Below are 14,606 nucleotides of genomic sequence, written 5' to 3'. Positions count from 1 at the left end.
ACACCGACGCCCGCTTCTGGCGCTACCTGAAGACGCTGGCGGACTGGAAGCTGAGCGATCCGTACTTCCTCGACAACGACGAGGGCGCGCTGCCCGATCCCGGCCCCCTGCCGCCAACGCTCCCCACCGATCCCGCCTGGCCCCGTCAGGCGGATCGGGCGGTGGACTATTGATGATGGACAAAGCTGTGCGAACGACGTCAGCCGACCTGACGACCCGCATCCGGCACATTGCTGCGGGCAAGCCTGCCCGGCTGCTCCTGTTGGTGCTCCTCGGACTGGCCTGGGCCATCGCTTACGCCATCCGCCATCGACCGCCCACGGAAAGGGACACGCACGCCGTCGCCCCTCTCATCAGCGCCATGCGCACCCATTGCATCGGCCGCTATCTCATCGACCTGCCACAAGGCTTTGCTCCCAGCGACTTCAGCGAGGCTGCGTTCTACATCGGCCTTGATGCAGACCACGACCAGTTGCGCCTGGGCATGATCCGGCCAGGCATCACCAAGGATCAGTTCACCCACTGGACGCAATCTGTGATCAAGCAATGGGACCGGCCCTATCCAAATGCATTTCCTACCGACCCGCCCAGTCTTCTTGCTTACCAACGGGCGTACGGGGACGACTTCCTGCTGCATACCCGATTCGATGACAGGCTGATCAAAGCCGTATCACTGCGCTACTTTGGCCTTCGTGACGGCGTCGGCTTCGAGCTGGTCCATCTGACCGACAACGGACCGGAGAGCATTGCACTCACCACCTCCCGCCTGCTGGACATGGCCCGACGCGCCTCCGGCGTCCGCGATCCCGAAAAATCCCCTCCCGGCGCCTGCTACGACGACCTGCTGATCGCCGGCCGCTACGACGAGGAGAAGATCGACCTCGACTATCGGCATCCCAACCACCCCGACCTGCGCTTCGAGATCTACTTCTCCGGCATCGACCGGCAGGACGACAAGGATGTCTTCCAGCGCGTGGGCTGGCTCGCACGCTACTTCGGCGTGGGGGTATGGGCCGCGCCGCTGATCCACGAGCGGCGCTACCCGTTCCACGGCATGGAGGGCACGGAGGCCGGGATGGTCACCGAGAGCGACCTCGACAACGGCCAGTCCGTCTACGACTTCCGCTTCGAGACGCGCCGCGAGCATGGCAGCCTGCGGGCGCCGATGATCCGCGTGCTGATGCACATGGGCCGCTACGACGCCAACGGCAAACAGGTCGGCACCGCCTTCACCCAGGGCGAGGCCAAGGCGATCTGGCAAGCCGTCATCCAGAGCCTGCGGCCCCGGCCGGGCGCCTTGCAGTAGGCCGGCTCCGTCCTGGCGCTGTAGCGGCCCTAGATCCCCTCGCCCACCGACGTGCCCGGCCTCGGTGGGCAGTCGAAGAAGATGCGCGCCTCGCAGCGCGCGCAGATGCCCGGGTCCAGCCGCGGCACGATGTCGGCCAGCGCGCTGCGCTTGTCGCGGTAGAGGTGGTCTTCGCCCAGCCGGTCGATGAAGCCGATGCGCGCCCAGGCGTCCAGCACCGCCGGTCGCGGGCGATGGAAGTACAGGTCGCCGCCCATCGCCCGGCGCGCGCTCATCTCGGCCTCCCACAGCTCGGCGCCGGCGAGGTCGATGAAGTTCATGCTCTTGCTCATCACCAGCAGGTGCTTCTGCACGCCGCCCTCGCCGCCCTTGCGCAGTTCGTGCAGGCGGTCGGCCACGTGGGCGGTGGCACCGAAGTAGATCGACCCTTCCATGCGCAGCAGCTTGAGCTGCGGGCATTCGGGCAGCGCGCCGGGCGGGTGGCCGTCGATCACGACGAAGGGGCGGTCGTGCGCGATGCGGCTGTCGAAGCCCATCGTGCGCATCGCCGGCCGCGAGGTGCGGTGCAGGTACGACACCAGCGACAGCATGGTGCCGAAGAGGATGGCGACCTCCAGCCGCAGCGTGACGGTCGCGGCCAGCGTGGCCGCCGCGATCGCGAACTCGCCCCGGCTCACGCGCCACAGCGTGCGCCAGCGCGGCAGGTCGAACAGGCCCCACGCCACCAGCAGCAGCAGCGCCGCGATGGCGGCCATCGGGATCAGCGCCAGCACCGGCGCGCTGAAGGCCACCAGCAGCACCAGCAGCCCGGCGGAGAACACCGCCGCCAGCGGCGTGCGCGCGCCGGCCTCCAGGTTGGGCATCGAGCGGTTGAGCGAGCCGCAGGAGACGTAGCTCGACGAGAAGCTGCCCACCACGTTCGACAGCCCCTGGCCGATGAACTCGCGGTTGGCATCGATGCGCTGGCCGCTGCGCGCCGCAACCGCCTTGGCGATGGAGAACGACTGGCCAAGCGCGACGATGGTCAGCGCAAAGGCCAGGCTGGCCAGTTCGGGCACCTGCTGCCAGGACACCGCCGGCACCGTGAGCGGCGGCCAGGGGGAGTCGACCCGCCCCACCGTGCGCACCGGCGGCCACAGGCTGCCCAGGCTCACCCACCAGCCCACGAGCGTGCCCACGGCCAGGCCCAGCAGCATGAAGGGCCACTGGCGGCGCCAGCGCCGCACCGCCAGCGCGCAGCCGAGCGCCGCCGCGCCCACGAGCAAGGCCGCCGGGTTCATCAGCTCGATGCGGCGCACCACCTCCACCAGCACCGTGCCGGCCGACTGGCCCGCCGGCAGCGCGATGCCGAGCATGTCGTGCGAGGCATGCACGGCGATCAGCAGCGCGGCGCCAGCCGTGAAGCCCTGCAACGCGGCCGGCGAGATGAAGTTGGCCACCGCACCCAGCCGGAACAGCCCGATGGCCGCCTGCATCACGCCGACCATCAGCGTGACGACGAGCGCCAGCTGCACGTACTGCGGCGTGCCGACCGCCGCCAGCGGCGCCAGCATCGCGTACAGCGCCAGCGAGTTGGCATTCGTCGGGCCGGACATCACATGCCGGCTGGAGCCGGCCAGGGCCGCTACGGCACACGGCAGCACCGCGGTGTACAGGCCGAACTGCGGCGGCAGCCCCGCCAGGGTCGCGAAGGCGATGGCTTGCGGCAGCACCAGCACGGCGCCGAGCAGTCCCGCCAGCGCATCGGCCTTCAGCGTGCCGCGGGAGACTTCATGGACCCAGTCGCCGAACAGACGGGCCGCCAGGCGCGACGGCGATACGGCAGAAAAGCTCGGCAACGGCATGCAGCGGGGGAATCAACGGCAAGGCGGGGAAGCGCCGATCATAGGAGCGAAACGCCCGGCACCGCAGCGGTGCACCGCCCGTGCACCAGCGCCGTACCGCGCGGCGCACCTTGCTGGGCTGGAACGCCGCATGCATGCGGCCGCCCGTCACCCACCCGACGGAGCCATCGCAAATGTTGGACACGACCCAGACCCGGTTCTCCCACGTGAAGCCCGACCACACGCTGTGGCGCGGCGAAGGCCTGCGGGACTTCTTCCTCTACAAGGACCTCGGCGTCGCGGACGCCACCAACGGACAGGTGATCGCCCAGCTCGTCAAGGCCAACGAGGCGCCCGAAAAAGGCACCGGCTGGCACCGCCATGAGGCGAAGTTCCACCTCGTCTACATGATCAAGGGCTGGGCGCGCTTCATGTACGGCGACCAGGAAACGCTGGTCGAGGCCGGCGACATGGTGCACCAGCGCCCCGGCATCGTGCACTTCCTGTTCGATTACTCGCCCGACATGGAGTACCTGGAGATCGTCGGCCCGGCGGACTTCGGCACCATCGACGTCGAAGGCCCTTGCCCCGTGCCGACCCCTGGCAAGTGGTGATCCTCGCCTGACAAGGCCCGTCGAAAGCGGTCGAGCCTGCTCAAGCGGCAACCGCGGAACCGGCCCTCAGAACTCCATGTCGAGCTCCTCGATGTCGTCGGGCTCCTCGAGCGCGGCGTTGCGCCATGCCACCATCTCGGGCTCGGCCAGCATGCGGGCCGCATAGGCGCCGCAGACCTCGTCGAGCCCGACGTGATAGGTGCGGAAGCGCGTGACCACCGGCGCGTACATCGCGTCGGCCATGCCCCGGTTGGCGCCGAACAGGTACGGGCCGCCGTAGGTGGCGAGGCAGTCGCGCCAGATCTCCAGCACCCGGTCGATGTCGGCCTGCGCACGGTCCCAGATCCGGAAGCCCGGCGAGTCGCCCTTGAGGTTCATCGGCAGCGCGGCGCGCAGGTTGGCGAAGCCCGAGTGCATCTCCCCGCACACCGAGCGGCAGTGCGCACGCGCCACGCGGTCGGTGGGCAGCAGCCCGGCCTTGGGCTTCAGCTCGTTCAGGTACTCGGCGATGGCCAGCGTGTCCCAGACGGTGGCGCCCTCGTGGCGCAGGCAGGGCACGAGGATCGAAGGCGACATCAGCAGCAGTTCCTTGCGCGCGGCGATGTCGTCCGGCGCGACGACGATCTCGTCGACCTCCAGCCCGGCGTAGCGCGTGAGCAGCCAGCCGCGCAGCGACCAGGACGAATAGTTCTTGCTGCTGATCGTGAGCGTGGCGCGTGCCATTCGTCGTGTCTCCTGTACAGGCGCCAGCGGCGCGGGGCCCCACGGCCGACGCAATCGCTGTGCCACCCCTGGCTCGCAAGTTGCGTGTCCTGCCCATGCTTTACAACACCTACCAGACCCACGCCGACCTGATGTGGCCCTGGCGCACGATCGCGCGCAACAGCCTGCCGCTGTTCCAGGGTCCGCTGGCGGGCTGGATGGACGTGCCGGCGATCCGCAAGGCGGCGGCCGCGCTCGACGTGTTCTCGCTGGCGGAGATCACCCACAAGCGCCTGCCCTTCGGCATCGACAGCGTGCTCGTGCACGGCGAGCCGGTGGCGGTGGAGGAGGAGGTCACCTACGCGACGCCCTTCGCCTCGCTGCTGCACTTCAAGAAGCCCGGGATCACCGACCAGCCGCCGCTGCTGATCGCCGCGCCGATGTCGGGCCACTTCGCGACGCTGCTGCGCGAGACGGTGCGCACCACGCTGCGCGACCACGACGTCTACATCACCGACTGGCACAACGCGCGCGACGTCCCGGTCGCGGCCGGCCGCTTCGGGCTCGACGAGTACGTCCAGCACCTGATGGACTTTTTGACCCGCATCGGGCCGGGCAGCAACCTGCTGGCCATCTGCCAGCCCTGCGTGGCGGCCCTGGCGGCCACCGCCCTGATGTCGGAGGACAACCACCCCGCGACCCCGCGCACGCTGACGCTGGCGGCCGGCCCGATCGACTGCCGCATCAGCCCGACGGAGGTCAACAAGCTGGCGGTCACCAAGCCGATGAGCTGGTTCGAGCAGCGCCTCATCGCGGTGGTGCCGCTGCGCTTCCGCGGGGCGCTGCGGCGCGTGTACCCGGGCTTCGTGCAGCTCACGGCGTTCATGAGCATGAACCTGGAGCGCCACACCAGTTCGCTGCGCGGCATGTACGACGACCTCGCCGCAGGCAATACCGACAAGGCCGAAGCCGTCCGCAGGTTCTACGAGGAGTACTTCGCGGTCGCCGACCTGCCGGCGGAGTTCTACCTGGAAACGGTGCAGCGCGTGTTCCAAGACTACGATCTGCCACTGGGCAAGCTCTCGTTCCGCGGCCGCCCGGTGCGTCCCGAGGCAATCCGGCGCACCGCCCTGCTCACCATCGAAGGCGAACGCGACGACATCTGCGCCGTCGGCCAGACCCTGGCCGCCCATGACATGTGCGCCAACCTGAGGCCGACGCTGAAGACCCACTACGTGCAGCCCGGCGTGGGCCACTACGGCGTGTTCAGCGGCCGGCGCTGGGATACGCAGATCTATCCGATGCTGCGCGACGTGGTGTATCGGGCGCGCTAGCCACGCTGGCCACCGGCATCGGCCGCATCAGGTCGGCGGCCGTCTGCCCGCCTTCGAGGGCGGCCACGCAGCGCCGCCAGCGTTCGTCAGTCTCCTCCAGCTGGAAGCCGTAGAAGCCCCCGTAGTTCGAGCTGGGGCCGCCGTGGCGCACCACGCGCACGCGCACCGACGACACGTCGTGCCGGCCCAGCTCGATCACCGCCGCACCGTCCGCATCGAGCGGCAGCGGCACCTTGGATTCGGCCTGGAAGCCCCCCGCCGACAGCTCGATCACCGTAAGCGGCAGCGGGCTGTCCTGGCCCAGCGTCAGCTGCGCCGGGCAGCGCAGCGAGAAGCGCTGGTGGCGCCGCAGCGGGTGGTGCCCGGCCAGCGGTGCCGTGGGCGCGGGCAGCACGCTGTCGTAGCCCGGCAGCCCGTAGATGGAGCGCAGCAGCAGGCGGCGGCGCTCGTCCAGCTCCGCGAAGCCCTGCGTCGCCACGTTGAAGAAGTGGTGCAGGATCTCCGGCGTCATCACCGGGTCGTTGGTGGTGTGGTAGCGGCGGCGCGGCGTCTGGATGTTGGGCAGCCGCGTCTGCACGAAGTACCGGAACAGGTTCTTGCGCGGCGGCCGGCCGCCGTACACGTTCTCGAAGAGGCGGGGCGCATGGGCCAGGTCGAGCGTGGCGCCGACCGCGGGCGCGCCGTTGGCGAAGTCGTACTGGTCGACCACGTTGCCGCGCAGCCGCTTGAAGAACAGCAGCGACTCGTAGAGCTCGATCTTGTCGGGGTTGACGGCGATCACCAGGTGCCGCGTGTCGAAGTACTGCGTGCAGTACTCGTACATGAACTTCATCAGCGGGAACAGGATCGCCCCGCCCGTCTTGCGGTAGTCGGGGTGCACGGCCAGCGCCGAGATCTCCGCGATCTGCCCTTCCTTGGCGCGCACCTCGCTCAGGTCGAAGGCGGCCTGCAGGGGGAAGCCGAAGACGCCCTCGCGGATCATCGAGATCGTGCCGACGACGACGCCGTCGATCTTGGCGCACAGGGTCGTGGTGGTCGGCAGCGCGTGGTACTGCGTGACCCGCATGCCGGACGGATGCGGCTTCATGAAGCCGCTGGACACGTAGGCGTCGTGCAGCAGGCGGAAGCAGGCCTCCAGTTCGTCCCGCGTGTCGGCGATCTTCAACTGCAGGTTGTCCGGCGGCGCCGGGTCGCAGTCGATCATGCGCCTGTACACCGCGAACCGCCATCCGGTCGGAAGGAAGTTCAGTGCCCGCCGCACGGCCTGGTGGAGGCGCTTGCGGAAGCTCGATCGTTGGATGCGCGACATGAAAAGCCCTGGCGGTTGAACCCTGAACAGCAGGCGATGCGCGAGCGCGGGTCATCCCCGCCGCCCGACCCGCCCCGTCCCGGGACATGCCTCAACCACCAATGACCCGCTCGTGCGGGATCACATGGGCATCGTTCCTGGCGCTGGCGCGTTCAACGCATCGCTCCTGTCTTCAGCATCGACACCCGCCAGGGGCCACTTGAGCTGGCGAAACGCCTTGATACCACTGCGTCAGCCGTTGGCGATGCGCGCCACCAGTGCCTTGGCGAAAGCCGGGGTGCTCGCGCTGCCGCCGAGGTCGCCGGTGCGCACCTGGTCGACGTTGAGCGTGGCGTCGATCGCCTGGCGCAGCCGCGCGGCCAGGTCCTGCCGCCCGACGTGGTCGAGCATCATCGCGGCGGCGAGCATCAGCGCCACCGGGTTCGCCTTGCCCTGGCCGGCGATGTCGGGCGCCGAGCCGTGCACCGCCTCGAAGATCGCGGCGTTCTCGCCGATGTTGGCGCCGGGCGCCATGCCGAGGCCGCCCACCAGGCCCGCTACCAGGTCGGACACGATGTCGCCGAACAAGTTGGTGGTGACGATGACGTCGAACTTCCACGGGTCGAGCACCAGCTTCATCGCGCACGCGTCGATGATCACGGTGTCGACCTGCACCTGGCCCTTGTATTTCTCCTCGTAGAGCTGCAGGCCGGTTTCCAGGAAGACGCCGGTCAGCGCCTTCATGATGTTGGCCTTGTGCACGATGCTCACCTTCTTGCGGCCGTTGGCGATCGCGTACTGGAAGGCGTAGTCGAGGATGCGGCGGCAGCCGGCGCGGGTGTTGACGCCGGTGGCCATCGCCACCGCATGCGGGTCGTCGGCGATCTTCACGTAGTGCTCGTGGCCGATGTAGAGGCCTTCGAGGTTCTCGCGCACGACGACGAGGTCGATGTTGTCGTAGCGGCCGCCGGGCACGATGGTGCGCGCGGGCCGCAGGTTCGCGTAGAGCTGGAACTCCTCCCGCAGCCGCACGTTCGACGAGCGGTAGCCGCCGCCGGAGGGCGTCTCCAGCGGCCCCTTGAGCGCCAGCCGGGTACGGCGGATGCTGTCGAGCACCGCGGGCGGCAGCGGGTCGCCCGCGGCCTGGACGCCGGCCAGGCCGGCCACCTGGGTGTCCCATTCGAACGGCGCGCCCAGCGCATCGAGCGCGGCCAGCGTCGCATCGACGATCTCGGGGCCGATGCCGTCGCCGGGGATGAGGGTGGCGGGGATGGTGCTGCTCATGGGTAGGGACTCGCGAGGCTGAGACGTTTCATCCTAAGCGATCACCCCGGCGGCGCCGGGGGGCGGCGGCTCAACCGCCTTGGCGGCCCTCGTCGCCCGTGACCAGCCGCAGCGCCGGCGCCTCGAACAGGCGGCCGACCAGGCTGACGCGGCGCTCCAGCCGCTCGGCGGCCAGGCGCTGCTCGCGCTGCGCCCGCGTGAAGAGCTGGGCGGCCGAGACGACCTCGTCGTCGTAGGCGCCCACGCCGAGCGACAGGCTGACGCCGAGCGATTCGCCCGCACCAAGCTGCACCGGCTCGCCCATCGCCGCATCGATGCGGGCGGCGAGCGCCGCAGCTTCGTTCTCGGCGCCATGGCGCATCACGATGCCGAACTCGGCCTGGCCCAGGTGGGCCAGCAGGTCGCCCACGCGCACCTGCTGGGCCAAGCGGCGCGTGACTTCGCGCAGCACGTCGTCGGCCACCGCACGGCCGAAGCCGGTGGAGATGTCCTCGAAGCCGTTGATGCCCAGGCAGAGCACGCTGAAAGGCTCGCCGGTGCGCATCGAATACTGCAGTTCGACATCCAGCGCCTCGTCGAAGCGCTGCCGGTCGGCCGCCCCCGTCACCGGATCGGACTTGGCGGCCCGGGCCAGCGCCACGGCGCGGTAGTGCGCCGCCAGCGCGGTGGACGCCAGCGCAGCCGCATCGGCCAGGCGGCGGCGCTCCTGCGCGCCGAAGTTGCGCACGCGGTGGTCGAGCACGCCGACCGTGCCCAGCAGGTGGCCGGATTCGTCGACCAGCGCCGCCCCGGCATAGCTGCGTGCGCCGGGCGCGGCCTGGCGCAGCGCGTGCGCAGCCGCACAGCCGTCGGCCTGCAGATCGGCGATCAGCCGGACCGCGTCGAGCGGGTGCGCGGCATCGGCCGGCAGCGCTGCGACGTCGGCGCCGACGGCCGCCTTGAACCACAGGCGATTCGCATCGAGCAGGCCGACGAAGGCGATCGGCGCATCGAGCAGCGCGGCAGCGGTCCGCGCCACGGCGTCGAAGGCAGCGTCGGGCGCCGTGTCCAGCAGCTCGTGGGCGTACACGGCCGCCAGGCGGGCGTGGTCGTCGAAGGGTGCCTGGACGGCGGCGCGTGGCTGCACGACGAAATGTGACATGGTGGTGCTTTCAAGACTGATGCCACCCCTCATCGGCCGCCAGGCCGGAAACCAAAGCCCTCGCGCGCCCGCCCGCGTGTAAAGAACTCAGCCGACCGGCACGCGCCCGAGCACCGGGTAGGCCGGATCGGTGAACCCGGGTGTCGAGGCATGGCCCGCCGGCACGAGGCCGCTGATGAAGGCCTCGTCCTCGGGCATGAGCCGGCAGGCCAGCGCGCCGAGGTAGTCCTCCCACTGCGCCAGCGTGCGGGGCCCGGCGATCACGCCGTCGACCAGGCGGTTGTTCAGCACCCAGGCCACCGCCAGCTGGCCAGGGCTCAGTCCGCGGGCATCGGCATGGGCCTTGAACCGCTGCGCCAACGCGAGGGACTCGGGCCGGAACTCGGTCTGCATCATCCTCGTGTCGGCGCGCCCGGCGCGGCTGCCGGCCTCGGGCGCCGTGCCGGGCTGGTACTTGGCGGTGAGCACCCCGCGCGCGAGCGGGCTGTAGCTCACCACCCCCACGCCGTAATGGGCGCAGCAGGGCAGCAACTCGGTCTCGATGCCGCGGGTCATCGCGTTGTAGGGCGGCTGGCACACGATGGGCGGCGGCACGCCCATGCGCTGCGCGGTCTCGACCATGCGCGCGATGCGCCAGGCCCGGAAGTTCGACACGCCGTAGTAGTGGATCTTGCCGGCCTCGATCAGGCGGGCCATCGTCGACAGCGTCTCCTCGACCGGCGTCGTCTCGTCGTCGCGGTGCATGTAGTAGACGTCGATCCAGTCGGTGCCCAGGCGCTGCAGGCTGGCGTCGACCGCGGTCCGCAGCCAGCGTCGCGACAGGCCCCGCTCGTTGGGCTCGCGTCCCATCGGGTTGAAGACCTTCGTGGCCACGATCCACCGCGCGCGGTCGCGCGCGATGAGCCGGCCCACGACACGCTCCGACTCGCCCGCGTGGTACGCGTCGGCGGTGTCGATCGCGTTGAGGCCGGCGTCGCGGGCCAGGTCGACCATGCTGCCGGCCTCGGCCTCGGGCGTTTCGCCGCCGAACATCATCGCCCCGAGCCACAGCGGCGAGACCTTCAGTCCGCTGCGGCCGAGCGTGCGGTAAACGGGGGCCGGCGGCGTCATACGGCGATGTCCGCGATCGAGAACACCACCCGCGCGGCGCCGAGCCGGCCTTCGTAGGTGCCGGGCCCCGCCGTGTCCCACGGCTTGATCAACGTGCCGGTGGAGACGATCGCGCCGGCCGGCACGGACCACCGCTGCTGCGCGGCATGCCGCCAGAAGAGTGCCATCGACTGCAGTGGATCGGTGCGGTCGTCGCCCGCCAGGGCGGGGCCGACCTGTTCGTCGTGGTGCCACAGCGTCGCCGGCTCGCCGAGCAGCGGCGAGGCCGCACCGAGCGGCAGCGGATCCCCCAGGATGAAGGCGTGGAAGCCGGCATCGTCGCCGATGAAGCTGGGCACACCCACCGCCTTGCGGTCGACGAAGCGGCTGCAGACCACTTCGACCGCCAGGAATGCGGCGTCCAGCATGCCGGCGGGATCGAACGGCTCTTCGGCCGGCGCGGCCGCGCGGCCGAAACGCAGCGCCACCTCCACCTCGAGCGTGAACACCGCACTGGCCGGCGGGGCAGCCAGCACCGCGCCCGACGGATGCACACACGGCTCACGCAGGAAGCCGAACAGCGGCGCGCCGTGCGGACTCGCCTTCAGGCCGTTGACGCTGCCGCCGGCGATCTTCCAGCCAACGCTGCCGTCGCCCATCGCCTGCTGCAGCGCCGCCTGCAGCGCATAGGCCTGCGCCACGTCGGCCGGCCGCTCTTCGGGCGGCAACTCGGCCAGCCGGGTGCGCTTGCGCCAGGCGGCGGCGAGCCGGGCGGCCCCGGCACGGGGATCGAAGGAACCGGATGGACGTTCGGCGGGCAGTTCACTCATGCGGGGAGGCTCCAGGGGGCGGCGGCCAGGACGCGGCCGCCCGTGATGTTCGCACCTTCGAGCCGCTCCCGCTCACTTCGCCGCCGCGGGCTTGTCCGGGGCAGGCAGGTGCTCGGCGTGCGGCATCTTGAAGGTGTGGCGGCGCAGGAAATTCACCAGGTCGTCGACGTAGGTGAACACCACCGGGATCACCAGCAGGCTGAGGAAGGTGGAGGTGATCAGCCCGCCGATCACGACGATCGCCATCGGGGCGCGGAAGCTCGGGTCGACGCCGATGCCCAGCGCGATGGGCAGCATGCCGGCGCCCATCGCCACGGTGGTCATCACGATCGGCCGCGCGCGCTTGTGGCAGGCGTCGCGCAGCGCCTCCCAGCGGTTCATGCCGCGGTCGCGGCGGGCGACGATGGCGTACTCCACCAGCAGGATCGAGTTCTTCGTCGCGATGCCCATCAGCATGATCATCCCGATCATCGACGGCATCGACAGCGCCGTCTGCGTCGCGAACAGCGCCAGCGCCGCGCCCGGCAGCGACAGCACCAGCGCGGCCAGGATGGTCACCGGCTGCACGAAGTCCTTGAACAGCAGCACCAGCACGATGTAGATGCACAGTACGCCGGTCAGCATCGCGAGCGCGAAGCTGTCGAAGAGCTCGCCCATCGCCTCCGCGTCGCCCACCGCGCGCACCACCACGCCGGGCGGCAGGTTGCTCAGGCTGGGCAGCGAGAGCGCCTGCCGCTCCACGTCGCCGAGCGGCTGCTGGTTCAGCTCGATCTCGAAGTTGATGTTCCGCATGCGGTCGTAGCGGCCAATGATGGCCGGGCCGCTGCCGACCGAGATGTCGGCCACGTTGCCCAGCATCACCGGCCCGCGCGCGCCGGGAATCGCCAGGCGCGCGATCAGGTCGGGATCGCTGCGCGCCTCCTCCTTCAGCCGCACCAGCACCGGCACCTGCCGCTGCGACAGGTTGAGCTTGGGCAGGTTCTGGTCGTAGTCGCCCGAGGTGGCCACGCGCAGCGTGTCGGCGATCGCGGCCGAGGTGACGCCCAGGTCGGCCGCGCGGGCGGAGTCGGGCCGCACCACCAGCTCGGGCTGCACCAGGCTGGCGGTCGAGGTGACGTTGCCGATGCCGGGGATGGTGCGCAGGTCGGTCAGCACGCGCTGCGCATGCGCGTCCAGCACGGTGCCGTCCTCGCCGGCCAGCACGAGCACGTACTTCTCCGACGAGGCGCCCAGCCCGACCTTCAGCCGCGCGCCGGGCAGCACGGCCAGCGCATGGCGGTACTCGTCCTCGATTGCCTGCTTGCGCACGCCGGGCCGGTCGCCCCGGGGCGACATGTTGATCGTCAGCACCGCCTTGCGCACCTGCACGAGGCCCTGCGGCGCGAACGGGTCGCCGCCCGCGCTGCCGCCGCCCACCGCGGTGTAGACCATGCGGGTGTGCGGATTGCGCTGCACGATCTCGCGCGCCTGCTCGGCCAGCACCAGCGTCTCCTTCAGCGTGGAGCCGGGCGGCAGTTCGATCGTCACCTGCGTCTGCGCCAGGTCGTCGGGCGGGATGAAGCCGGTGGGCAGCAGGCCCATCAGGCTGAGCGAGCCGAAAAAGAACACTACCGCCGCGATCGATGTGAGGATGCGGTGCTTCAGGCACCACGTCACCCAGCGCATGTAGCTGCGCATGATGCGGCCGTCGCTCTCCTCGCGGCCGCTGTCGCGCAGGAGGTAGGCGGCCATCATCGGCGTGAGCATGCGTGCGACGACCAGCGAGGCGAACACCGCGATCGCGGCGGTCCAGCCGAACTGCACGAAGAACTTGCCGGGCACGCCGCTCATGAACGCGGTGGGCAGGAACACGGCGATCAGCGTGAAGGTGGTGGCAATCACCGCGAGGCCGATCTCGTCGGCCGCCTCCATCGCGGCCTGGTACGGCGTCTTGCCCATGCGCAGGTGGCGCATGATGTTCTCGATCTCGACGATCGCGTCGTCGACCAGGATGCCCACCACCAGCGACAGCGACAGCAGCGTGATGACGTTGATCGTGAAGCCCAGCAGGTGCATGCCGGCGAACGCCGGGATGATGGACAGCGGCAGCGCCGTGGCGGCGACGAAGGTGGCGCGCCAGTCGCGCAGGAAGAACCACACCACGATGACGGCGAGGATGGCGCCCTCGTACATCAGCTTCATCGAGCCGTCGTAGTTCTCGATCACCGGGTCGACGAAGTTGAACGCCTCGGTGATGGTGATGTCCGGGTGCGCGGCCTTGAGCTTGTCGAGCTCGGCGCGCACGCCCTCGGCCACGGCCACCTCGCCGGCGCCGCGGCTGCGGCTGATCTCGAAGCCCACCACCGGCTTGCCGTTGAGCAGCGCGGCGGAACGGATCTCGGCCACCGTGTCGCGCACCGTCGCCACCTGGTCGAGCCGGATGCGCCGGCCGTCCGACAGCGGCACCTCCATGCGCGCCAGTTCGTCGGCCGTCTCGACCGTGGCGATGGTGCGCACCGACTGCTCGGCGCCGCCCAGGTCGGTGCGGCCGCCGGAAGCCTCCAGCTGCACCTGGCGCAGCTGGCGGGAGATGTCGGCGGCCGTCGCGTTGAGCGCCAGCATGCGGGCAGGATCGAGCTCGACGGCCACCTCGCGCGTGACGCCGCCCACGCGGCCCACCGCGCCGACGCCCTGCACGCTGAGCATCGACTTGGTGACCTCGTTGTCGACGAACCAGGACAGCGCCTCGTCGTCCATGCGGGTCGACGAGACGGTGTACGTGAGGATGGGCAGCCCCGACAGCGTGACCTTGGCGATCACCGGGTCGCGCAGGTCGCCGGGCAGGTCGGAGCGCACGCGGGCGACGGCGTCGCGCACGTCGTCCACCGCCTCCTGCGTGGGCTTTTCCAGCCGGAACTCGATGGTCATCGACACCAGGCCGTCGGACGCCTGGGTGTAGATGTGCTTGATGTCCTGCAGCGTGGCGACCGAGTTCTCGATCTTGCGCGCGACCTCGGTCTCGAGCTGCGCGGGCGAGGCGCCCGGCAACGAGGCCGTGACGGTGACCATCGGCAGGTCGATGTCGGGGAAGTTCTGGACCTTCATCGCCCGGAACGACATCAGCCCGACGATCGTGAGCATCACGAACAGCAGGATCGCGGGCGTCGGGTTGCGGATCGACCAGGAGGAAACGTTGATGGCCATGCGCTGTGCTCC

General features: G+C 70.2%; 11 protein-coding genes. 3 read left to right on the top strand and 8 right to left on the bottom strand.

The window, feature by feature from the left end; translation table 11 throughout:
* The first annotated feature begins 175 nt into the window (after window positions 1-175).
* Window positions 176-1,306, top strand: coding sequence for a T6SS immunity protein Tli4 family protein (locus V4F39_RS04315; RefSeq protein WP_332288065.1), 1,131 nt, complete (start codon window positions 176-178; stop codon window positions 1,304-1,306).
* Between the two features lie 29 nt (window positions 1,307-1,335).
* Here the strand turns inward: V4F39_RS04315 and V4F39_RS04310 are convergent, their stop codons facing one another.
* The gene (locus V4F39_RS04310; RefSeq protein ID WP_332288064.1) at window positions 1,336-3,150 is read right to left on the bottom strand and encodes a SulP family inorganic anion transporter; all 1,815 of its coding nucleotides are present in this window, start codon (window positions 3,148-3,150) and stop codon (window positions 1,336-1,338) included.
* A 173-nt stretch (window positions 3,151-3,323) separates the two neighbouring features.
* On the opposite strand from V4F39_RS04310, the gene V4F39_RS04305 reads away from it, so the two are divergent.
* Window positions 3,324-3,743 carry a cupin domain-containing protein gene (locus V4F39_RS04305; protein WP_332288063.1) on the top strand — a complete coding sequence of 140 codons (420 nt, stop codon included), beginning with the start codon at window positions 3,324-3,326 and terminating at the stop codon, window positions 3,741-3,743.
* Window positions 3,744-3,809: 66 nt separating this feature from the next.
* Here V4F39_RS04305 and V4F39_RS04300 read toward each other — a convergent pair whose 3' ends face one another.
* Window positions 3,810-4,466, bottom strand: coding sequence for a glutathione S-transferase family protein (locus tag V4F39_RS04300; protein ID WP_332288062.1), 657 nt, complete (start codon window positions 4,464-4,466; stop codon window positions 3,810-3,812).
* 95 nt (window positions 4,467-4,561) lie between these two features.
* Here V4F39_RS04300 and V4F39_RS04295 point away from each other — a divergent pair, with 95 nt between their 5' ends.
* Entirely contained in the window at window positions 4,562-5,779 is a 1,218-nt protein-coding gene (locus V4F39_RS04295) for a polyhydroxyalkanoate depolymerase (protein WP_332288061.1), read from the top strand.
* Here V4F39_RS04295 and V4F39_RS04290 read toward each other — a convergent pair.
* The 6 genes from V4F39_RS04290 to V4F39_RS04265 form a co-directional block, all read right to left on the bottom strand.
* The gene (locus tag V4F39_RS04290; protein ID WP_332288060.1) at window positions 5,712-7,088 is read right to left on the bottom strand and encodes a GNAT family N-acetyltransferase; all 1,377 of its coding nucleotides are present in this window, start codon (window positions 7,086-7,088) and stop codon (window positions 5,712-5,714) included. The genes V4F39_RS04295 and V4F39_RS04290 overlap by 68 nt on opposite strands.
* A gap of 231 nt (window positions 7,089-7,319) precedes the next feature.
* Entirely contained in the window at window positions 7,320-8,351 is a 1,032-nt protein-coding gene (locus tag V4F39_RS04285; protein WP_332288059.1) for an isocitrate/isopropylmalate dehydrogenase family protein, read from the bottom strand.
* A 70-nt stretch (window positions 8,352-8,421) separates the two neighbouring features.
* Entirely contained in the window at window positions 8,422-9,492 is a 1,071-nt protein-coding gene (locus V4F39_RS04280; protein WP_332288058.1) for a diguanylate cyclase domain-containing protein, read from the bottom strand.
* A gap of 87 nt (window positions 9,493-9,579) precedes the next feature.
* Complete coding sequence (locus tag V4F39_RS04275; protein WP_332288056.1) at window positions 9,580-10,602, bottom strand: aldo/keto reductase; 1,023 nt, start codon at window positions 10,600-10,602, stop codon at window positions 9,580-9,582.
* Window positions 10,599-11,411: a hydratase gene (locus V4F39_RS04270; RefSeq protein ID WP_332288055.1), complete on the bottom strand. Its 813-nt coding sequence runs from the start codon at window positions 11,409-11,411 to the stop codon at window positions 10,599-10,601. The genes V4F39_RS04275 and V4F39_RS04270 overlap by 4 nt, the downstream gene beginning before the upstream one ends.
* A gap of 72 nt (window positions 11,412-11,483) precedes the next feature.
* Window positions 11,484-14,594: an efflux RND transporter permease subunit gene (locus V4F39_RS04265; RefSeq protein ID WP_332288053.1), complete on the bottom strand. Its 3,111-nt coding sequence runs from the start codon at window positions 14,592-14,594 to the stop codon at window positions 11,484-11,486.
* Between the last annotated feature and the right edge of the window lie 12 nt (window positions 14,595-14,606).

It is taken from the genome of Aquincola agrisoli, from assembly GCF_036621135.1.
Lineage (GTDB): Bacteria > Pseudomonadota > Gammaproteobacteria > Burkholderiales > Burkholderiaceae_C > Aquincola > Aquincola agrisoli.
The sequence above is the reverse complement of the archived record's forward strand: the minus strand, read 5'-3'. Positions and strand labels throughout refer to the sequence as shown.